This window comes from Peribacillus sp. NPDC097895, from assembly GCF_050277555.1.
Classification (GTDB): Bacteria; Bacillota; Bacilli; order Bacillales; family DSM-1321; genus Peribacillus.
The window spans coordinates 2,080,218-2,102,186 of the sequence record NZ_JBNNSH010000001.1; the positions used below are offsets into that span (position 1 = coordinate 2,080,218).

Annotated in this window: 23 protein-coding genes and 1 pseudogene; 7 read left to right on the forward strand and 17 right to left on the reverse strand. The window is 37.6% G+C overall.

All coding sequences use genetic code 11. From position 1 onward, the window contains the following. Positions 1-88: 88 nt before the first annotated feature. From ACQKMH_RS09910 to cdaS, 7 genes are all read right to left on the reverse strand, one after another. Positions 89-841, reverse strand: a complete 753-nt coding sequence (locus ACQKMH_RS09910; protein WP_427587214.1) for a helix-turn-helix transcriptional regulator — start codon at positions 839-841, stop codon at positions 89-91. A gap of 243 nt (positions 842-1,084) precedes the next feature. Beyond that, positions 1,085-1,831, reverse strand: a complete 747-nt coding sequence (gene map, locus ACQKMH_RS09915) for a type I methionyl aminopeptidase (RefSeq protein ID WP_427587215.1) — start codon at positions 1,829-1,831, stop codon at positions 1,085-1,087. A gap of 272 nt (positions 1,832-2,103) precedes the next feature. Then, positions 2,104-2,901 carry an ABC transporter permease subunit gene (locus tag ACQKMH_RS09920; RefSeq protein ID WP_427587216.1) on the reverse strand — a complete coding sequence of 266 codons (798 nt, stop codon included), beginning with the start codon at positions 2,899-2,901 and terminating at the stop codon, positions 2,104-2,106. 45 nt (positions 2,902-2,946) lie between these two features. Next, entirely contained in the window at positions 2,947-3,744 is a 798-nt protein-coding gene (locus tag ACQKMH_RS09925; RefSeq protein ID WP_427587217.1) for an ABC transporter permease subunit, read from the reverse strand. 6 nt (positions 3,745-3,750) lie between these two features. After that, positions 3,751-4,635: an ABC transporter ATP-binding protein gene (locus tag ACQKMH_RS09930; RefSeq protein ID WP_427587218.1), complete on the reverse strand. Its 885-nt coding sequence runs from the start codon at positions 4,633-4,635 to the stop codon at positions 3,751-3,753. 68 nt (positions 4,636-4,703) lie between these two features. Then, the gene (locus tag ACQKMH_RS09935; RefSeq protein WP_427587219.1) at positions 4,704-5,327 is read right to left on the reverse strand and encodes a TetR/AcrR family transcriptional regulator; all 624 of its coding nucleotides are present in this window, start codon (positions 5,325-5,327) and stop codon (positions 4,704-4,706) included. A gap of 394 nt (positions 5,328-5,721) precedes the next feature. Then, the gene (cdaS, locus tag ACQKMH_RS09940; RefSeq protein ID WP_427587220.1) at positions 5,722-6,342 is read right to left on the reverse strand and encodes a sporulation-specific diadenylate cyclase CdaS; all 621 of its coding nucleotides are present in this window, start codon (positions 6,340-6,342) and stop codon (positions 5,722-5,724) included. A gap of 278 nt (positions 6,343-6,620) precedes the next feature. Here cdaS and ACQKMH_RS09945 point away from each other — a divergent pair, with 278 nt between their 5' ends. After that, entirely contained in the window at positions 6,621-6,941 is a 321-nt protein-coding gene (locus tag ACQKMH_RS09945; RefSeq protein ID WP_427587221.1) for a 2Fe-2S iron-sulfur cluster-binding protein, read from the forward strand. Positions 6,942-7,187: 246 nt separating this feature from the next. Here the strand turns inward: ACQKMH_RS09945 and ACQKMH_RS09950 are convergent, their stop codons facing one another. Further along, positions 7,188-7,568, reverse strand: coding sequence for a VOC family protein (locus ACQKMH_RS09950; RefSeq protein WP_427587222.1), 381 nt, complete (start codon positions 7,566-7,568; stop codon positions 7,188-7,190). Between the two features lie 291 nt (positions 7,569-7,859). Next, positions 7,860-8,351, reverse strand: a complete 492-nt coding sequence (locus ACQKMH_RS09955; protein ID WP_427587223.1) for a hypothetical protein — start codon at positions 8,349-8,351, stop codon at positions 7,860-7,862. Between the two features lie 178 nt (positions 8,352-8,529). Between ACQKMH_RS09955 and ACQKMH_RS09960 the strand changes: the two genes are divergently transcribed. The 4 genes from ACQKMH_RS09960 (at position 8,530) to ACQKMH_RS09975 (ending at position 11,245) form a co-directional block, all read left to right on the forward strand. Beyond that, positions 8,530-8,997, forward strand: coding sequence for a DinB family protein (locus ACQKMH_RS09960; protein ID WP_427587224.1), 468 nt, complete (start codon positions 8,530-8,532; stop codon positions 8,995-8,997). 130 nt (positions 8,998-9,127) lie between these two features. Then, on the forward strand, positions 9,128-9,541 hold the full coding sequence (locus ACQKMH_RS09965) for a VOC family protein (RefSeq protein WP_427587226.1): 414 nt from the start codon (positions 9,128-9,130) through the stop codon (positions 9,539-9,541). A gap of 511 nt (positions 9,542-10,052) precedes the next feature. Further along, positions 10,053-10,553, forward strand: a complete 501-nt coding sequence (locus ACQKMH_RS09970) for a VOC family protein (protein WP_427587227.1) — start codon at positions 10,053-10,055, stop codon at positions 10,551-10,553. A gap of 131 nt (positions 10,554-10,684) precedes the next feature. After that, on the forward strand, positions 10,685-11,245 hold the full coding sequence (locus ACQKMH_RS09975; protein WP_427587228.1) for a DUF402 domain-containing protein: 561 nt from the start codon (positions 10,685-10,687) through the stop codon (positions 11,243-11,245). 118 nt (positions 11,246-11,363) lie between these two features. On the opposite strand, the gene ACQKMH_RS09980 is transcribed toward ACQKMH_RS09975, so the two are convergent. Beyond that, positions 11,364-12,017 carry a lysozyme family protein gene (locus ACQKMH_RS09980; protein WP_427587229.1) on the reverse strand — a complete coding sequence of 218 codons (654 nt, stop codon included), beginning with the start codon at positions 12,015-12,017 and terminating at the stop codon, positions 11,364-11,366. A gap of 201 nt (positions 12,018-12,218) precedes the next feature. Here ACQKMH_RS09980 and ACQKMH_RS09985 point away from each other — a divergent pair, with 201 nt between their 5' ends. Continuing rightward, on the forward strand, positions 12,219-12,377 hold the full coding sequence (locus ACQKMH_RS09985; RefSeq protein ID WP_427587230.1) for a DUF4021 domain-containing protein: 159 nt from the start codon (positions 12,219-12,221) through the stop codon (positions 12,375-12,377). Between the two features lie 263 nt (positions 12,378-12,640). Here ACQKMH_RS09985 and ACQKMH_RS09990 read toward each other — a convergent pair whose 3' ends face one another. Then, positions 12,641-13,273, reverse strand: coding sequence for an SDR family oxidoreductase (locus ACQKMH_RS09990; protein WP_427587231.1), 633 nt, complete (start codon positions 13,271-13,273; stop codon positions 12,641-12,643). Positions 13,274-13,311: 38 nt separating this feature from the next. Then, positions 13,312-13,398 (reverse strand): annotated as a pseudogene (locus ACQKMH_RS09995) (DUF2935 domain-containing protein); the annotation flags it as partial. A gap of 440 nt (positions 13,399-13,838) precedes the next feature. On the opposite strand from ACQKMH_RS09995, the gene ACQKMH_RS10000 reads away from it, so the two are divergent. Next, a complete protein-coding gene (locus tag ACQKMH_RS10000; RefSeq protein ID WP_427587232.1) occupies positions 13,839-15,899 on the forward strand; it encodes a Na+/H+ antiporter in 2,061 nt (686 codons plus the stop codon). Positions 15,900-16,655: 756 nt separating this feature from the next. Here the strand turns inward: ACQKMH_RS10000 and ACQKMH_RS10005 are convergent. The 5 genes from ACQKMH_RS10005 to ACQKMH_RS10025 are packed head-to-tail and all read right to left on the reverse strand — an operon-like array spanning position 16,656 to position 21,808. Further along, positions 16,656-16,988 carry an AtuA-related protein gene (locus tag ACQKMH_RS10005; RefSeq protein WP_427587233.1) on the reverse strand — a complete coding sequence of 111 codons (333 nt, stop codon included), beginning with the start codon at positions 16,986-16,988 and terminating at the stop codon, positions 16,656-16,658. Further along, positions 16,960-18,345: an acyclic terpene utilization AtuA family protein gene (locus ACQKMH_RS10010; RefSeq protein WP_427587234.1), complete on the reverse strand. Its 1,386-nt coding sequence runs from the start codon at positions 18,343-18,345 to the stop codon at positions 16,960-16,962. Before ACQKMH_RS10010 ends, ACQKMH_RS10005 begins: the two co-directional genes overlap by 29 nt. A 51-nt stretch (positions 18,346-18,396) precedes the next feature. Beyond that, on the reverse strand, positions 18,397-19,260 hold the full coding sequence (locus ACQKMH_RS10015) for an HpcH/HpaI aldolase/citrate lyase family protein (RefSeq protein ID WP_427587235.1): 864 nt from the start codon (positions 19,258-19,260) through the stop codon (positions 18,397-18,399). A gap of 44 nt (positions 19,261-19,304) precedes the next feature. Continuing rightward, positions 19,305-20,465, reverse strand: a complete 1,161-nt coding sequence (locus ACQKMH_RS10020; protein ID WP_427587236.1) for a CaiB/BaiF CoA transferase family protein — start codon at positions 20,463-20,465, stop codon at positions 19,305-19,307. Between the two features lie 38 nt (positions 20,466-20,503). Continuing rightward, the gene (locus ACQKMH_RS10025; RefSeq protein ID WP_427587238.1) at positions 20,504-21,808 is read right to left on the reverse strand and encodes a CitMHS family transporter; all 1,305 of its coding nucleotides are present in this window, start codon (positions 21,806-21,808) and stop codon (positions 20,504-20,506) included. Positions 21,809-21,969: the final 161 nt, after the last annotated feature.

Below are 21,969 nucleotides of genomic sequence, written 5' to 3' on the forward strand. Positions count from 1 at the left end.
ATGTAACATTTACCCTTGAATGATTCAAGTTAAGCATGTTACTTGAATCTTCCTCACAAGAATAAGGGGTACCATTTCTGATAATGATTTAAGACTTTTCTTTTAGGAACATTACGACACTGGCCATGTATTTTTGGATTTCCTGTACTTGAAAAGCCGCGGAATCCGCAATCTGTTTGTAATGATGCTGACCTTCATCGGTGATTCGCAAATAACGTTTTGTTCGTTTTTCACTTTCCCACCTGCCAACAAGAAGTCCGTTCTCTTCCATCTCATGAGAAAGATCATATAAATACCCGTTAGAAGCAATCCATCCGAACTGATTTTTAAGCAAATCACCAATTTCCCCCATGTAAATGGGCTTTTTAGTAAAAGCCGCTTTTAAAGTGACATAACGGACAAGGTCCTTCACCGATATTATTTTCGAGAAATATGACCTATATTCTTCTGGAAGTTCATTAAGTACTGGAGGATTTTCACCCGAACCCCTCAAATCGAACATGAAGCGGTCAATGACCTTTTTCACTTCTGAAAACCGTTCAAGGAAATTCTTTTGGTACCATGCATAAAGCTCGTTTCCTTTTTCCGTTATTTGATAATAATTTCTTCCCTTACTTGTGTATAATGATAAATGGTTGGATTCGACAAGCGTATTGGATATTTTACATAGATAGTCATAGCTATGCACTTTTCCAGTAAACGTATTTTTCAGGTCCTGATGAATCGCCCTTGGATAATTCGCTTTTATTCTCAAAGAATGAAGTAAAAAAATCGTTAAAAATTCTCGTTGGCTTAACCCAACCGATTCTACAGTTGTCGATAATTTTTCCCCTTTCTTCACTGTCAAAACCTCCTTTTTATCCTGTTATATGACTCATCCATTAAATATTTCTTTCTTCTCCCTTATTATCCTGTGCTGCCACATATTAGTAAAGTGTTTAATCCCTAATTACGTAGTACTTATTTTTGCGGATTTGCTCTATATTGGGATAGATCAATTCAGAATATTCTGTCGAGGTTTATTATGGAATAGTTTCAACCAAAAAAAAGAAACAGCCCATGATTAGACCATTCCTTTTTTTGTTTACTGTTCCGTTAATATGATTGGATCTTCTTTTGTAATGACGAGAGTATGTTCATATTGAGCCGAAAGCTTTCCATCTGCCGTTTTTGCCGTCCAGCCATCTTGGTCCATTTTCATATGCCATGTTCCTGCATTCAACATGGGCTCAATCGTGATGACCATTCCTTCTTTTAGTCGTGCACCTTTACCAGGTTTCCCATAATGAAGCACTGTTGGGTCTTCGTGCATGGTTTTCCCGATTCCATGTCCTGTGAAATCGCGGACGACAGAAAATTTTTCACCTTCAGCATAAGATTGAATGGCATGACCAATGTCTCCGAGACGATTTCCTGCCCGTGCAACTTCGATGCCTCTATATAATGCCTTCTTGGTAACATCCATCAAACGCTGAGCTTCTTCTGAAACCTCACCGACTGCATATGTCCAAGCAGAATCCGCCAAACCACCGTTAAGATTCACAACCATATCAATCGTTACGATATCGCCCTCTTTTAGAGCTTTCTTTTGCGGGAAGCCATGGCATATTACATCATTCACTGATGCACACGTTGCATATTTGTAGCCATTATAGCCTTTTTGTTCCGGCGTTGCACCATGCTCTGCAAGATACTTGTCGACAAACTCTTCAATTTCCCAAGTCGTGATGCCCGGTTTGATCATTGTAGCGATTTCTCTATGCGTCGCAGCAAGAAGCTTGCCAGCTTCATGCATCAAATGTATTTCTCGTTCACTTTTTATTGTAATCATTTAAAATCCTCTTTCGTTTAATATCTTTTCTGATTGAGACTCCTTTTTTATCATATGCCTTTTTTCATATAAAAAGCAACCAAAAACCCGGTTAAAATCACCGGGTTAATAAATTGATCCTTTCCTTATCCATAATCAGCTGAGGACAAACAAAATAATTTGATGCCTAATACTTCTTCTGATCGTCTCTCATGTCTGGGGTTGTTAGCTCTGGCTTTTGCTGGACAAACTCGTCATCTTATACGCCATTGGATTAGAGTACGGTCTTTGTACTAAACATTCAAATCTCTTTTTTTATAAAAAACATAGGTTACGACCAAAAGTGTAAGAATCAAGATTAGTGAAATCACTACAAAGATTACATCCAAACCGCCGCCATACATTACATTTTCCGCTTCAAAATATTTAAATGGGGTAAGATATCTTAAGCCTTCAATGTTCTCATTCAAATCAATAACGATTGATAACATATACGTTAGTAAAAGGATTCCAGCCGCTACTGATGCAGCCGTTTTTGGCTTCTTTTTTACAGCGGCAAGTGCGCTGCCGATGACCATGAACAAGACCTGTAAAAAGAGCATTGCCGCCATTAATATCGCTATTTCACCATTAACCGCCTCACCATCGCTGTATTTCCCTAAAAGAATAATGGACGAAACGAATGTGGCGAGATTAAAAATTACGATATTAGTGAATGCTGCCAATAGCTTAGTTGTAATGACTTTACTTCTAGATACTGGTTTGACGAATAAAAACTCGGATGTTTTATCCCTTTCTTCTTTGGCAATAATGGTTGCTCCAAGCATTACCGCATGAATGGTGGCCATTAATAATAAATAGAGAAAAAGCATTCCATAGTAGCCGCTGGCCTTGGTCAAATCTAAATCACTGAAACCCAATACAGCCCGCATCGATTTTGGAATATCTGCGATCAAATCATTAATCGATTGCCCCGATGACGAATATGCTTCATATTTAGTCATTCCTGATGTCACCATAAGGAAGACACCGATGCTCCAAAATATGAGCGATTTTCGATGATGCTTCATTTCTTTTAAAAATATATTCATGACCCAACCCCTCCATTTAACTTCCCACAAGTAAAGCGAGCATTCTTAAACAGCATGTATATCCTTCTTGTTATAGACGACATAACTAGCTGCTATGGCAAGAAGGATAATAACTGCGCCAACAATCAAAAATGTTGCTTCATAGCTGGAATGTTTAATGATATAGGCCGCGTCGAAATATTTAAACGGCGAAATATAACGTTTCACTTCATCACCTGTCGTATTACTGAACATTCCCACAAAGTAGAAAACAAAGACAGTGGCAAGCGAGACGGTCAGCACGGATTTGATCCTTTGGACAATAATAGAAATGATGATCCCCAAGGCTAAGAATAGGAGTTGAATGAAAAAGATTGTAAGCGATAGCAAAAAGAAAATTTTCAAGCTAAACTCATCAGTCTTGACTTGTAATGCCACAAAGCTAGCTGCCGCGAAATAAACGATATTCGTCATAACAATCGAAACAAAAGCTGCCAATAACTTGGCTGTCAAAATCTTAGAACGGGTAACAGGCTTCGTTAACAAAAAGTCCGCTGTTTTTGCAAGAACTTCCTTGCTGACAATGGAAGTGCCTAGATTCATTGCCTGGATTGCTGCGCAAAGAGTAATAAACGATAATGGGAAGCTATAGAATCCTATAATAGTAAAGAAATTTTCTTGATTAAAACCAAGTGCGTTTCTTATCGTATCTGGATAATTTTCCAATACTTTTTTAAAATCCTCTGCATCCTCAGCAAATGAAGAATACATCGACATGAAAATAACGATGATCACAATTAACGATAGCGACCATATGATCGTAGACTTTCGATAAGCCTTCAATTCATGCATAAAGATATTCATAGTTTCTTAGGCCTCCTTTACGTAATAATGCATAAAGATCTCCTCAAGGTCCGGCTCTTCGATCCACAGGTTCGCGATTTCAATTTCCGCGATTCTTTTCAACACCGTATTGATATTACCTCTAAATAAAAAGCTGATTACGTTATTGTCGACTTCTAATTTATTGACTCCGCCGATTTGGAAATAATTCTTGTCTAGGGCAGATTTCGTCTCGATTTTAAATTTTTTATAGTTGTTCTCCTGTAACGTACTAATCTTTTCTACCGTTACGATTTTACCCTCTTTAATGATGGCAACTCGATTACATAATCTTTGAACCTCGCTGAGGATGTGCGAAGAAAATAGGATCGTTGCACCTTTTTTATTCTCTTCCTCTAATAGTTCAAAGAATTTTTGCTGCATTAATGGGTCAAGCCCGCTCGTGGGTTCATCCAAAATAATAAGTTTAGGTTCGTGGAGAAGCCCCTGAACAATCCCGACCTTTTTCTTGTTTCCTAAAGAAAGGTCATCAATTTTTTTATTTAGATCCAAGTCCATTATTTCTGCTAAATCTTTGATTCTCTTACTACAATCCTTTTTATAAAAACTGGCTGAGTATTTTAAAAGTTCCTTAACTTTCATATTGTCATAGTAAAAAACTTCTGATGGTAAATAGCCAATTTCCTTTTTTATTTCTGGAGCAAATCGAATACAGTCTTTCCCAAAGATCGTGGCGCTGCCGCTCGTTGGGTAAATGAGCGATAATAATGTGCGAATCGTTGTCGACTTCCCGGCACCATTCGGTCCAATAAACCCGAAAATTTCACCCTGTTCAACATTAAAACTAATATCGGATATTCCTCTAGATTTTCCGTAAGTTTTGGTAAGATTTTTAATTTCTATTACGTTCATTTATAATACCTCCCTTTTTCTCCTCAGTATGCGGTATTTACCAATTTCATATATGATTGATCACTGCCTTATTCGTACAAAGTATCCCTTAGTATTTCCAAGTATTCTTCCATTTCTGCCATTGTCTCATCGCTTGCGATTTGCTCCAGGGATAGGGACAATGCTTTTTCTTGCATTTGATACGCGAACCCTTCCACTGTCCAATTAATTATGTTAATCGCCTTTTTACTATCTATCCCTTTTTTAAATTTAGAAAGATCAATATCGGAAAATAATTTATTAAAGGAGCTTTCGAACAATTCCTTCCCCCTGCTGTTTATGTCCATTTTCACAGCAGGGGAGGTGTCTTTATAGATTGACTTAACGAAATTTAGCATTTCAGGATAAATTTGATATATTTCTATTTTCAGCAATGCGATTTGCCGATAGCGGACAAAAATATCTTTTTCTTCCCAATTTATTTTTTCCATAATTTTTTCCATTAGAATATCGATCATATGTTCATACAAGAATAAATATAATTGCTTTTTATTTTGAAAATAATGAAATAATAACCCCTTTGATATTCCTGCTTCCTTGACGATTTCATTGGTGGATGCATTGTCATATCCCTTCTGGGCAAATTCCTTTATCGCAGCATTTATTATACGGTCTTGTTTTTCTTTATCCATGTTCAAAAATTTTGAAAACATTGGTGCAGCCCTCTTTTCTTTCATTCTAAATTTACGGTTGACCACATCAGTCAATCAAATTGTACTATCGTTGACCTCTCTGGTCAATATTGTTCAAGCTATATTTTTTACAAAAAAATGAAATGGAATGTTTACTTAAATTGATACAGATTATCCTTGATAACGAACAAAAAGAAAGAGCCTGTTTTGAAAATGAATTTAATCAAAAACACGCTCTACATATATTCGTTTGAATCGTTCTTTTTGATAAAACCACCACCAAAGTTAGTTACTTTGAATAAAAATTCTTATTACTTCTTAACCTGTCCCTAATAAACACCTAATTTTATACACAACAATAAAGGGCCCAATACCTTTACAGTGCTCCTGAAGAAGGTTGCACAGAAAATTTCATCTATAGAGACCCATGATTGGTAATTGGGTACAGGTTCCCGTTTAAGGCGAATGAAACTCTGCCTGTTTCCTCAGATACAACCATTACAAGCGCATCACTTCGTTCAGTTAAACCTAAAGCAGCGCGATGGCGTGTTCCAAGCTTTTTACCGCCCGATGATCTATCTGAAAGTGGAAGGACATTTGCTGCGGAATTGATCTGATTAAGACTAACCAGGACAGCACCATCATGCAGCGGATTACCAGGAAAAAAAATTGATTCCAATAAAGAATGTGTTAACTCTGCTCCGATTGGAATACCTGGTTGTATCAAAGATTCAAGAGAATCCTCCCGTTGTATCACAATTAATCCCCCATGTCTCAGATTCGACATATTTTGTACGCCAATTGTTAATTCTGGATATTTGTCAGTAAAAGGAGACAAATAACAGTTTAAATAAAAGGTTGCAGCTTTCATATCAATGTTTACAAAATTTTCTTTGATTTTCTCAAAATTCCCAAGGAGACAATAGTTTTCATCATCCATTGCTTCTAAATTATTTTGTAAGGACGTTATTACTTGGCGAATATCTTCTTTTAAAATTTGTTTCATTGGTGAAAAGTCGCAATTGGCATTATTCACAGTCACGCACCTCCCTTTTCTTATAAATAAATTTGCCGCAAAAGTTTCGTTAATAAGGCTTGTTAAATATTTATTAATGTACTTAAAGTTTGTCTTTACGGGAATTATTTATTCATTGTGGAATAAGCATGTTAAACAAAAGTAGTTTTCTAATCTTCTTTCATCTTTAATGCCATCAATAATTGCTTCACATTTTATCATGTCATATGGGGCAAACTAAGACCCAAAACATGTTAGAGAGTAGTTGGAAGATATTCTATAATTTGAGGTGGTATAAAATGCCTTACGTAACTGTATTTGACCGGGGAACTTTTGAAGTTGAAATGGGAAAAAAATTAGTATTAGCACTAGAAGATAACGGTATAAATATTCTCCACCGTTGTGGAGGGAAAGCAAAATGTACGACTTGCAGAGTAGAAATATTGGCGGGTGATTTTTTCGAGGGCACAAATAAAGAAAAAAAGGCTTTGGAGGAAAAAGGAATGGAAGACCATTTGCGTTTATCTTGTCAAATATATGTGAGTGGAGACATAACCATTCGACCGATCATGACTGTAGAAAACTCTCGAATTGATGCTGGACCAAGACCAGCTGACTGAATTGAACCGATATATAGCGGACCATTCGTAAAAGCCTAACATCAAAAATATAAGCTTTAACCGGCATCATCTGATAGATTAAGCCCACTAACGAACAAAAATCCCCACAAAGCATCGACAGCAATCTGTCAACGTTTGTGGGGATTCGCATAACGGTTTGTAATGACTACTATTGTTATAGTGGTTCAGTTAAACATCAAAACGACTTATTATCGTTTCCTTAATTACGTTTTATTTTTATTTGAGTTACTTTTTTTCCATGACAGCAAAGTAGTTTTCTTCATTATCAGCAAAATTAAATACTCGTCCAGAAGGCATATTTACCATTTCTCCGACCTTGATGTTTTTATCCGAAAAGTCTTTATATAATTCATCGAGATTTTCCGAAAAAAACATTAAAGAGGGTGTATTAAGATTTAATTCAGGCTGCATTTTAGCAATGAATTCCTTATTGTGGAGAATGATACTCGTTTGTGCTTCCTTTGTTGGTGCAATTTCAATCCATCTCAGCCCTTGCCCGTTATCTTCCTCAGAAACTACACTAAACCCCACTTTTTCAGTCCAAAATTTCAATGTCTCATCTTGGTTATTTACATATAACATTATTTGACCGACTTGATTAATCATTTGCTTCCTCCCTTTCCATTGGCTCTGTTTTCAATAATATTTTTTCTTTTGAGCGTTATACCTATGCGTTTAACAGATAGCTACTTATCTAAATTATACTAGATGTAAACTTTAGTCAATTTCTACCATATTCCATCACTTCTAGGTAATTCAATAAAGGACGCGGCACCATTATTTTCATTGAAACCTTTCCAAATTGTTGCTAGAAACAGGACACTTTCAAATGTTCCTCATGTTTATGTATAGATATCTGCTGCGAACTTATCTCCATTGCTCCGCTAATCAAATCACTTACGAATTTTGCTTAATCATTTCTTCTACATATGATAACAAATCTGGGTACGACGATTTTGCTGTCAGACATTGCGCTGCCTCAGTTAAAGATAATATAGCTATATCATTCTTTTTGGAGTATAGAACTGACTCTTCTTTAATGGCTCTAGGCACTCCATCAAGTATAGAAGAATATTGAAATACCGAATCAAACTCATACCATTTATAATCCTTTTTGATTTCCCTTTTTATAACTTCTCCAATATATGCTCCGGTTCTTATCACAAACGTATCAAAATGAGCATCTAACAGTGACTTCCCCATTTCAGTAGTCATTAATCTTTTCGTATAAACATCAATATACCGAATGCTTTCAATAGTGAAGTCTAAATTTCTCTTCGTTAGGTTTTCTTGATCCCAAGTATCTTTTGACACATCCAGATACATAAGTTTAGCCATACCCTTTAAATCATTTGTTATTAATTTTGTTTTATTTAAGGAACCGAACATACTATGTAATATCTCCTTCATTAACTATCCAATCGTTACGACCATTATAATTATACATCTTTTTAAAGGGGTCTTCGCTGAAAATAAGAAATGTTGCTATTTATTGTAGAATTTGCAGGACTTTTCAATTTCCCATAGAACAACTATACAGAGTATTGAATCAAAAGGGAGTGAAAAAATGTTTCTATCGAAAGAAGGTTTGTTTGATATATTGGAAGGAAATAGGAGATTGACAATCCGGGCGATTGAATCTTTTCCTGAAGAGGAATTATTTCACTATACACCTGCTGAGAAGCTTCGTCCTTTCGCAGTGATGGTTAAAGAAATTATGAACATCGAGAGAGCTTATATGCGTGGAATTGCTCTTAACGAATGGGAATTTCAAGATTCAATTGCTTCAATTTCTAAAAAAGAGGATCTTCTGACAGCATGTGAAGAAGTAAGGGCAGAGACTAGAAAGATGTGGCAGAAAATTACCGAGGAAACACTCGAAGTGGTTGAAAAGGATCCATTTTTCGGACCCGCACAAAGCCATTTTTCGAGACTTCAATATGCCTTGGAAAATGAGATCCATCATAGGGGACAGGGTTTTATCTATCTTAGAACACTTGGGATTGAACCACCGGAATTTTTCGTCAGGGAATAGTCTAATTCATAAGCATATTTGAACATGAAGTGAGTCTATTAAAAGCAGCTTAATATCTTTGTGAATTATTTATAAAAAAAAGTGAAAGCTTAGGTATTCAAGAAACTATATTTGTTTAGGAGTGAGTTAAATGTCAGTTGATGCATATCTTAATTTTAATGGAAATTGTCGTGACGCAGTAGAGTTCTACGCACAGGTTTTTGGAACGGAAACACCACAAATCATGACCTTTGGAGAAACACCACCTAGCCCTGAATTTCCCTTGCCAGATGAAGCTAAAAATTTAGTCATGCATACAAGGCTAAATATTAATGGAAGCAATGTCATGTTTTCGGATGTGTTTCCTGGTATGCCTTTTATTGAAGGAAATAATATCAGCCTTGCATTTGTTTCTAATGATTTGGATGAAATCATATCGGTCTTTAATAAACTTAAAGAAGGCGGCACGGTTGGCATGGATCTTCAAGAAACATTCTGGAGTAAGCTATATGGTCAGTTAACGGATAAATTCGGAATTAATTGGCAATTCAACGTTGGTAGCTAATATATGTGATGTAACTTTTTTGAGGCATCTTCAATATGGATATGGGGCTTTTCACTAGTGAAAAGCTTTTATATCCTTTTTGGAATTTCCATCACCATGAGGCAAAAATGCCTGAAACTAGCATATGAAAAAAATACCTTTCGTTAATCCGTAGAGATGACATTATGGGGATGTTATATAAAGGCCTTTAAAATAAAGGAATTAGATAAATGATGGGTATAGTAAAAGATGAATAACACAAAGCGTTTATGACTTCACTCAATCCCTTATCGACCGTTCTTGAGAAATAACTTGGTGATAATTCCTATTGTTAATCCGTATCATTACTCCTTTTTCTTAAGCAATTCTTATGGTTATCGTTTACTTGGTTCATGATTAAGTGGTGTATAGTATTAGGGTACCTTCAAGATATTTAATCTGATCAAATAAATTCGCATTTTACTGATACCCCTATGGCAGCAGGGCATACTTATTAAAAACTTACTAAAATATATACCGAAAAGGAGAAATTATGAAAAACAAAATTCAAAGAATCACAACAAACTTGTGGTTTGATACACAAGCTGAAGAGGCGTCGAAGTTCTACACTTCTATTTTCCAAAATTCTAAGATCGGAAGAATCACTCGCTATGGAAATGAAGGAAATCAAATCCACGGAATGCCAGAGGGATCAGTAATGACCGTTGAATTTGAACTAGAAGGACAATCATTCGTAGCACTAAATGGCGGTCCGCAATTCAGATTTACAGAGGCAATATCTTTTATCATCCAATGCGAGGATCAAGAAGATCTGGACTATTATTGGGGGAAACTCTCCGAAGGCGGAGATGAAAAGGCGCAAGTTTGCGGTTGGCTGAAAGATCAATTTGGTGTGTCATGGCAAATTGTCCCAGCAAATCTATCCGAGATGGTAAATGACTCCAATCGTGAAAAATCGGAAAGTGTTATGAAAGCGCTGCTCCAAATGAAGAAAATTGACATGAAAACTTTAATGCAGGCATACAAGGGATAGGATCCTAATCTTGTAAGTTGTGCTTTTAAGTTGTACATCATTTTCCTGTGAGTACTCCGATTAGAAAAGAAACATCTCTCAAAGTATTCATGCAAATGATCTAGATAGCTTTTTAAGGAGAAATATAAACGATGGACAATATATTTACACCAGCCATTCAACGTGGAGATGAATTAATAGAAAGAAAAATCCGCTACGACTCATTAGTAGTAGAACATAACTGTTTGCTGTTAAAAGCACATAATCAACATGTCGTGCTTTTTCATGAAATCATGGATTCCTTCACGATGAACGCGGGTCATACAAAATTAACCATTCCTATTGGCAGTTATACAATCGCATATTATTGGAAAGATCGCCCTTATAATTTGTACATCTGGAGGGATCATGAAGGGAATTATTTAGGCTCCTATTTCAATATTGTAAAAAATACATATATGACGGATAGGTTGGTTTCTTTTGAGGATTTGATCATTGATATTTTGGTTCTTCCTAATGGGGATCACTTCATTTTAGACGAGGACGAGTTGCCTGTGCCTTTAGATCGATTTGAGAATGGGTCTGTCCGACAATCTCTAAACGCTTTATTGGATTCCATTGATCGTATCCTTTCTCAAACGATTTCTGATTCTGAGAATTCATTTAAACATGAAGACCTTCTTTCCTTGTGGAACAACGATAACAATTTATAGTTGTTATAGAATAGGTTCATCACAAAAGAAAGAGGCCTACATTCATTTGGTAGGCCAGTAGTCTTCATTGTATGGAAACAGATTTTAAAAATGTCACGTAAAAAGTGAAAAAGTTTTTTTACTCTCCATCTGCTTGAGCAGATATGCTTTCAAGTTCATCTATGTTCTTCTTTACCTTCGCACTATATGAGTAATCTCCGTAGCAATAGGGATAACGGAAATTTCCTTTGTCTCCGCCGCAATCATAAAGCGTGGGGTTTTTTTCGACCTGAATCATCGAGAACTTCTTCGCAAGCTCTTCAGAATGTTTGCCCCCTTTCTTTGCAATGTAATCAATATACCCAATTCCCATGTTATAAGCTTGAAGGATCGTAGCAAAGTCCACGTCCTTTTTGTTGCCGTATTCATTGATCCTCTTGAAATGTTTCACTCCATACTTAATGCTCTCCGTTGGATCTGTGATTGTATTCGGATCAAGTCCGGCAGATTCTGAGGCCTGCATGGGATCACCACCCCTTCCGCGACTTTCTTGCTGCATCAAAGCAATCAATGTAGAGGTATGCTCCTCGAGGCCATATTTTGCTAATTCGTTATTGAGAGGGGAACGATACTTTTCGACGTTCGCAAAAGAATTAAACGAATTTACCGATGTGGAAACATTGCCTGAAAACGGGCTTTTCATGATTTCCTTTATGAGCAAAAATGCAAAAATCAGGATAAAAATGATAAAAATGTTCTTTGATTTCTTTTGTTTCTTTCGTTTCTTCTTCACAATATCTCTCCGTTATTCCTAGGTTATATATTCATATATTAACAAATAGTAAGAGTAATAACTATTTAGAATACCATTTACATTGATCATGAAAAAAAGATTGCTTACACTTTTGAAAGGGTATCCTCATAAATTTCCGACTTAGTCCCAATAGTATATTTTTGTGACAATGAGACACCCTAGTAGTTGGAGGTGATATGTATGGATAAGAAAATTGATCAAGAAGAAATACTTGAAGTTAAAAATAAGAATAAATATACGAATGACTTTGGGGCAGATCCAGATGAACAAGAAATGAATGGTTTGTATGGGATGTTGGAAACCGAATATGAGGATAAGCTTCACGATAAAGAAAAGTAACGATTAGTACCTTTAATAGTTTTGTTAAGCGCCTTGTATGGCGTTTTTTTATGAGTTTCATCGCTATTGAACCTCTTGAAACTTGTTCTTTGGGTCCATACGCAGCTTTATCTAAACTGATTATTTGGAATACAAAAAACTATAAAGTCGTCAATTTCCCTATTCGTAGACGTTTTATCACTAACTATAAAGCATTACATAAACATCAATTTTCCATATTATAAAAAAGGGAGTGATCTAATACTGTCACTCCCTTTTCTTCATTAGTATAGTGAAGATTGTCCGCCATCAATCGGTATGACTGCCCCGTTGATGAAATCTGATTCCCCTGGTAAAAGGAAGGCGACTAAACGGCCGACTTCTTCAGGTTTACCAAAGCGTTTCTTAGGATTCACACTGACGAAATCCGCCATTGCTTCTTCCCATATCTCTCCTCCTATTTGCCTGAATGATCCTTCTACCATCGCCGTTAAGATAACGCCGGGTGCAATAGCATTTATGCTGGTTCCGTATGGACCATATTCTATGGCAGCTGTTTTTGTTAAACCTGCTACAGCATGTTTACTTGCAACGTACGCAGTTTGATTAAGCACAGCACGAATTCCACCGACAGAAGCAACATTTACCACTGCCCTTGACTCTTGTTCTTTCATGATTGGCAGAATGTATTTCATACCATAAAATACACCATTGATATTGATGTCCGTTACTTTGTTGAAAACCTCAATATCGTAGTCCGCCGTAGGTGCCTGTTTACCCTCGATACCAGCATTATTATAGAATCCATCGACTCTTCCGTATTTCCTGACTGTTTCGTCTACATAGTTTTTTACTGCTTCTTCATCCGATACATCTGCAGTGATCAAAAGCACTTCCGAATTTGGTGTAATTTCCAAAATTTTTTTTTGTTTCTTCTAAAGATGAATGATTTAAATCACCTAAAGAAAGTGTTTGTCGATTCAGCGAGTTTTGTTAAATAATAACATTCTTCACGCCACATATGATCTGCCATTAATGGGGAACCTCACTTATGATTTGTATTCCTTAGCCTACAAACTTATTAATACATTATGGACGATTTATCATTGCCGAATCGCTTAAATTGCTTTATATATGGTACCAACTGTATTACTGAAGATTTACTCTACAAAGCTCGTGAGCTTGGCCATCCTTCAACGTAACTGACTTGATCCATAATTATTGATGTTGACAGGATTAACGATTCCGTAGGCGGGTATGTTAGTAACATAAGTTTTTGTCTAAGCACTCTTTTCTTGAACAAAATATGCCTGCATGTCAGTAAGATGGATGCTGAATATAAATACAATACTTATATAGTAGGGGTTCTTTTTTAAAGGATTGATAATCACTTTAAAATGCCCCTGTTTTTTTTATCCTTTTAATAAAGGAACATTTGGTTGGGCCCGCAGACTAGACTATAAGAAAAGATAGGAGGACTCTATGTCGTTTTTGATCACTTTGCTCGGATTATTAGTTTCCATAATACTCGCTACGGTATTAAATGCCAAATGGTCTCGTATTCCACTACCGATTTACCAGATAGCCATCGGAGCAGCCCTTTCATTATTGCCACTTCGCTTATCGTTGGATTTTCATTCGGAATTATTTATGATTTGTGTCATAGCTCCACTACTCTTTACAGAAGGGAAAAATACCTCCCGAAAAGAAATGCTTGAATTGCGCAAGCCTATTTTGTTATTGGCTTTTGGGTTGGTATTTGTGACTGTGTTTGCAGGAGGGTATTTCATACACTGGTTAATACCGGATATGCCAATGGCTGTTGCTTTTGCTTTGGCAGCCGCAATTACCCCTACGGATGCTGTAGCGGTGCACTCGATTACAAAAGGTTTGAAGTTGCCGGGAAATATGATGCCGATCCTTGAAGGAGAATCACTTTTCAATGATGCCGCCGGAATCGTTGCTTTTAAAGTTGCCTTGACAGCTGCTTTAACAGGGGTTTTTTCTATAAAAAACGCTTCGCTTAATTTTATATTTGTGGCCTTAGGCGGAATCATGATTGGCCTCCTTTTCGGCTATTTAATCGTTAAATTACGATTGTTTTTACGGGTTCATGGACTTGAAGAAATCTCCATGTCTATCGTTATCGAACTGATTACACCTTTTGTCATATATATGGCAGCTGAAGAATTCCATGTTTCCGGAATCCTGGCAGTGGTTTCAGCAGGTGTCATTCATGGCATTGAGCGGGATCGCCTTCAGAGTTCCACAACTAAATTGCAAATTGTATCGACCAATACATGGTCAGTATTAGGTTATCTACTGAATGGGCTTGCATTTACTTTATTAGGATTTATGTTGCCGAGCGTTTATCAGGAAATCGAGTCCAACTTAAATAGGGGTGCTCTCTTTGGAATAAGTGTATTGATCGTTCTTTTATTATTGGTGATCCGCTTCATTTGGGTATACATCCTCCATGATACTTTCACAAAAAACAGAGTGAATCCATTAGAGCAATTCATTATGTCCCGGATTCATCGCGAAGAGATCAAAGTCACCGAGAATGTTACAAGATCACGATATGCATTATTGACATCCGTTTGCGGCATTCACGGAACCATTACATTAGCTACCGCTTTATCCTTGCCATACTTTATGCCGGATGACACCTTATTCCCTATGCGTAATACTGTCTTGTTTATCGCAGCTTGCGTTATTTTGTTAAGCGTCTTCTTGGCAACGGTACTCTTGCCGATACTAGTAAAGACACAGGCTGAATATGCAGATGAACGCCTAACCTCTGAGGAAGCTTATAAAATTGTATTAACAAAAACGATCAATCAGCTGAGCAAAGATACCAACATGGACAATCAAAAAGCGGTTTATCAAGTAATGGATGATTTAAATGAACAACTGATAGATTTGGAACGAGGCATTACGAATAGACCGGACAATCGGACAATACAGAACTTAGTGGAGCTAGGGGCCAATGCGGAATTGGAAGTCGTTTCTGGATTAGTCGAAAAAGGGACTGTATCGGAAACAACCTTTGAGCTATATAAAGTGTATATTTCAAGAACATTAAATTACATGCAAAAATCATACCTACAAAGAGCGTGGATTTTTTTGCAGGCATTTCTTTTCAAGAAAAAGCTCAATGTCAAATGGGATAAAAAATGGGAAGCAAAATTGGAGGACTCTTTGGATAAAAACTCGGAACTGATCCGGGAGTTCCGTAAAGCTCAAAAAGAAGCTTCAAAGGAAGCCATTTCGTTAATCAAACAACAAACTACACCAGAAAACCGACATGAAGTCATGTTTGTCATTCAAAGATATAATCGTTACCTGAATCCTTTCGGAACTTTAAGTGCTAAAGAAGCAAATCGCTTACACGAGATGGTGAGTCATTTCCAGTTGAATGCGATGCAAATCGAACGGGATATCATTCAGCAAATGGTTGAAGAGGATCGAATATCCACAAAAACAGCAACTGAGCTTAGACAAAACTTAATCTATAATGAAATGCTCATGATTCAAAATTGATATCAGAATATTTTACCCTTCTCTGTAAGATGAAAAATATTTTTCTGTTTTACTAATTTGAACGGGATCAAATCCCCCTACCGTTGCCAACAAGCTGGATCTAAAGGTAAAAACCCTGCTACGTCACTTTGACCGTGAATGGCAGGGTTTTGTAATATTATAAATGCCTAGAATGATTGATGCAGGATTTTGGGTATCCTCATGATGGTCAATTTCCTTCATTGTCCCGGCCTTTAATCCCGTAAAATTGAGTATTTTCATTACCTTCCTGATCAAAACCAGCCATAATGAACCTACTCTTCCTATCATATAACAGCTCTTGACAGCTTTGATCAATGGATGTAAGTGGATATGGAAAGGAATTTGGTAAATCTATTGCCCATAGAATACTTGCTGCTTATATTCGTGCTGAAAACAAGCTGTTTTTCATCAACCGCAAAATCACCAATGGAAAAAGTTCAGTAAAACTGTGTTTGTCAGCAATTTTTTTAAAATGGATTTTCATTCTTTACGGAAAGAGAAAGGTACCCTGCAGCTCTCTTTGCTCTTCAACTTATACTAACCAAGCAGTGATGGAATAACTTTAAGGTAGCGATCGGAATGTATAAGCCAAATGATGAAAAACAAATTGAAAGCTTAAATATTAGGTCGGAGTTCAAAAGAATATCTACTAGAATGGTTATATAGCTTATATCGTCCCCCAAATTTTAAAATACAAAAAACGAGCCCCTGAATTGGCTCGCCTTCGTATGAATATTAATAATTTGAGTTGTTTACATTGGCTTCCATATCGATTTCCATATCCATTAGAGCTGAGCTCAAGCTTTTTCCATGCCGATCCAAAGTAAGTGATTTTGTAACGCCTCCGCCTAGTGCGTTCTGCATGACAAAATTCAATGCTCCAATTTTTGGCAGTTCATACCTAACCACGTCACCCTTCACTATTTCATGAAAGTATTCCTTAACCTTTTCTGCTGTTACCTGTTTTTTTACTTTTTCATAATCTTCCATACGATAGACGATGACGGAAACATTTGAAATATTTCCTTTATCCCCTGATCTAGAGTGCGTGACTTGCTTGAGTTTCAATCTTGTCGACCTCCTCGTACGTTACATTGATTGTAATATCTTCGCTAGGAATAAGAATAGAGGCAATTGATACAACCTCTTGGACACTAACCCGCACACCACCGCCTCCAGCAGGCCCATTAGTATATAGAGCTTCCACCTCTTGGCCAATTAAATTAGCGGCTCCTTTATCAGCAGTTCTGGCTGCCACCCTTAATCGTACCTCCGATAGACTTTCTCTGTAATTCAAAGGTGCCGAAATAGAAGATCCATATAAAGAATTAGAACCAATATGATCGATTCTCATTTCTTGAATTTCAATATTGGCCTGAATCAACCGTTGTCTCACTACTTCTTCCGCCAGTCTTGACCTTCCCAAACAACCCGAACCACCGTAACTAATTTCTGCTTCAACTATGTATCCGTCCAAATAGCCGATGCTCGTTTTATAGTAACCGCTCTTCTCTTTTCCAGACACTCCCTTAATATGCACTTGGTTTGTTTCTTTTTCTATCACTTCTATTTGAGAAAAATCAGCGATAACATCGGGAGTAAGATATCGGGTTGGGTCGTGAATTTCATATACAACCTGTTCCTTTACGGTAGCAGTCGTAACCATGCCTCCCGAATCCTCAAGCTTGGTTACGAAAAAGTCCCCATTTTCCTGTACTTCGGCGATGGGATAACCGACATTCCATAAGTCCGGAACTTCCTTATACCCCGGATCTGCGAAATAACCACCGGTCACTTGGGCTGCACACTCGAGTAAATGACCAGCGGCTGTCCCCTTACCAAGTAGCTCATGGTCTGTATCCAGCCAACCAAATTCATGCTTAAGTGGTGCAACTACTAATGAAGGATCTGATACCCGGCCCGTAATTACAATGTCTGCCCCTTCCCGCAAAGCAGTAACAATCCCAGAAATACCGATATAGGCATTTGCAGAAATTATGGAAGACTTCAACTCTTTCAATGGGACCCCAGTTTCAATAATTGTGCAATCCATGTACTTCCCAATGCTCGGATATATATCATCCCCACTTACAGCTGCTATTTTTAAATTACTGATGCCTTTTTCCTCTGCTAAATGCTTAACAACCTTAGCGGCTGCGAGAGGGTTTGCTGCTCCCATATTGGTGATTAATGTGACATTATTCTCGACACACAGAGATAGAACCTTATCCATACGATACTTCAATAAATGGTTGTACCCCTTATCTGGATTTTTCATTTTCTCCTGCTGTGCAAGGGCAATTGTTCTTTCTGCTAAGCATTCAAAGATGATATAATCCAAATCTCCTTTTTGAATTAATTCCATCGCCGGCTCAATTCGATCGCCTGCGTATCCTGCACCTGAACCAATTCTAATCTTCTTCATAATAAAGTCCTCCCTTCAAGCTCCAGTAGGAATTGGAGCAATACTTGATCGTCACGATTGATATAAATTAACTGATTGAAGGGTACGCCTAGCACGTTCTACAATTGGAAGGTCAATCATATTCCCTTCAAGCTGCAAAACGCCTTCCCCTTTGGCTAATGCCTGTTCGAACGCTCTTACAATTCCTTCTGCTTCCTCGATTTCTTCAGGGCTAGGGGCAAATACCTGGTTTACAAGATCGACCTGATCAGGGTGAATGATTAATTTCCCTTGAAATCCAAGCTCCTTAACAAGCTGGGTTTCGGCTAGAAAGCCTTTATGATCTTTAATATCAACAAAAACCGTGTCAATAGGAGGTCCAACTCCCGCAGCCCTGGAAGTAACAACCAATTGGGATCTTGCATAGAGCAATTCATGGGCATTCTTCGTTATTATTGCTTTTATATCGAATGCATAGTCCATGGAACCGAATGCAAGCTGCTGAACTCTCTGACTAGCTGATGCGATTTCAAAAGAATTGTATAATCCTAAAGCCGACTCTATTAAAGGTACAATTTTTATTTGGCCTTTATTTAGATTCTTTTTAGATTCCCTTTCAACTAATAAATGATCTAAGGACATAATTTCTTCTTTGGTCTCAGCTTTCGGAAGTACAATTCCTGTCAAGCCGGAATCAATTAGATCAAGTAAATCATCGTAAAAATATGGTGTGTGGAATCCATTTATTCTGATGAAATTTTCCTTTTCCTGATTTACTTTGATAAATTTCCTTACTAACGCTCTTGCATCTTTTTTTCCTTCTGGAGAAACAGCATCTTCTAAATCATAAATGAATACATCGGCACATAATTGCTGCACTTTCTTTAATTTCTTTTCATCAGATCCAGGAATGAACATCCATGTCCGAGGAATCATAACCTCACCCCTTTTCTTGTTTCCATCATTAGGAAGTGAATGCCTTATATTTTTCCGATGATTTGGTTTTCAAATCCAAACTCCTTTAGGATAGACTCTGTATGCTCGCCAACATCCGGTATAGGATTCATGACCGGCTCCACATCTTCGAAGGTAACAGGGGGGATGAGTGCATTTATTTTTCCAGCAGGAGAATCGACTTCTCGCCAACGTTTCCGGATCTTCAATTGTGGATGGTTGATGAATTCCTCTACCGTATTTAAATGGGCATTCGCAATTTTTGCATTTTCAAGTTTTTCAATGATCTCACTCGAGTTCATTTTTTGAAAAACAGCGTCAATCATTTCCTTGAGAATACTGCTATTAGAAACTCGGAATGCATTACTATGAAACCTTCTATCAGTAGTTAATTCAGATTTTTCTAACACTTGTGTACAAAAGCTTTTCCACTCCCGCTCATTTTGAATGCCCAAGAATACTGATTTTCCATCCCCTGCAAGGAACGGACCATAAGGATAAATCGTTGCGTGATTTGCCCCAGTTCGCTTCGGATCCGTCCCACCATACCCAGAATAGTATAGTGGATATCCCATCCATTCTCCCAACGCCTCCAGCATTGAAACCTCCAGCACCTTTCCCTTACCTGTCCTAAAACGGGAAATAAGTGCAGTTAATATACCAGAGTACGCATACATACCTGCTGCAATATCCGCAATCGATATGCCTGTTTTCGATGGAGTGTCTTCTGTTCCAGTAATGGAAACGACTCCTGCCTCACATTGAATGAGTAAATCGTATGCCTTTTTATCCATATAAGGACCAAACGTACCATAACCAGAAATTCCGCAAATCACTAGATGAGGATATTTTTCTTTGAGGACATCGGAACGAAAACCAAGTCGATCAACAGCACCGGGTGCCAGGTTTTGAATGAATACATCCGCCTCCGAAAGCAGTTTATCCAAAACCATCTTTGCTCCATCCTGTTTTAGATCAAGCGTCAAGGATTCTTTCGATCGATTGAGCCAGACAAAGTGGCTCGACATACCGTGAACGGTTGAATCATAGTTACGTGCAAAGTCTCCAGATCCAGGCCTTTCTACCTTTATCACACGTGCTCCCAAGTCTGCTAATTGGCGAGAGGCAAAGGGAGCTGCCACCGCCTGTTCTAATGATACAACCGTAATTCCCTCAAGAGGTAACATTGAATCACTCCCAAATTGAATTTTTTAACCTGTCTTTTTTAAAAAGGTATTGCCCCTGTAAGCAATGCCACGATTGTCATCACGATAGTACTTCCAAAAGCCCAGAAAAAAATCTTTTTCTGCAGATCTCCTAAATCGACCTTACATAATCCAATGAGGACAAAAACAGACGGATTCAATGGACTCAAGGGAAAACCCGTTGTTCCGTTCCCTAATAAAGCAGCCCTGCCAATTTCTATTGGGTGAACTCCAAAGGCTGCCCCGGCCTCACTAAGGACCGGAAGTAGCCCATAATAAAAGGCATCAGGAGAAAAAATTAAACTTAAGGGCATACTGACCACGGCTACCAGGATTGGCAGATGTCCTCCCAGCCAATCCGGTATGGCTGAAACCATAGAAACAGCCATTGCGTCAATCATCTTAGTTCCAGAAAGAATTCCTGTGAAAATGCCAGCAGCGAATATGGTAGTACAGACCATAACCATACTTTGGGCATGAGAAGCAATTTGTTCTTGCTGTTTTTTCACGTCGGGAAAATTCACTAACAAAGCAATGGCGAACGCAACAATAAATAAGACGGGAACTGGAATTATTTCCATTATTAAAGCAACAATCAAAGAAATGGTTAAGATTAAATTGAACCAATAGAGTTTCGGTAGACTTGATGACATTTCTAGTGTTGCCGCGATTTCTCCCGATTCCATTGAATCGCCTTTGTTCGAAATCTTAATAATCCCTATTCTTTTACGTTCTTTCTTACCAAATATATACGATACAAATACTACCCATACAGCTCCAGATAACATGGCTGGAATAATGGGATTAAACAATTCGGAGGATTCCGCCCCAAGGGAAACCATTGCCCTAGCTAGCGGCCCTCCCCATGGAATAATATTCATGACACCCGCACCCAACGCTACTACCCCTGCTAAAGTAAGTGAGCTCATGCCCAACCTCTTATAAATTGGCAACAATGCCGTGACTGTTATCATGAAAGTTGCAGATCCGTCCCCATCCAAAGCAACTACTAAAGTTATGAAAGACGTGGCCATCACTATTTTTAGAGGATCTCCTTTTGCAAAACGAATGAGCCGGGATATCATTGGGTCAAATAAGCCTCTATCAATCATCAAACCAAAATACAAAATGGAGAAACCAATCATAATACCTGTCGGTGTAACTTTTGCAATTCCATCCAACATCATTTTCCCTATTTCCAAACCAAAACCGCCGATAAGTGCAAATATAATCGGCACAAGTGCAAATGCGATTAAAACTGAAACTCGTTTTGACATTACTAAATAAAGAAATGTACCAATCATCAGAAACCCTAAAATAGCCATTCACATATCCCCTTGTAAATGATTTATTTGTAGCCTTCATATCTATTTCAAACGAAAGGATTTGAGGAAAATTTCTAAAAACCATTCAAACTCTCCGAGAAAACGGTTACATTTCTTATCATGAAGAGAAATCACAAGTTGCTCTTTATGGAGGGAGTGAT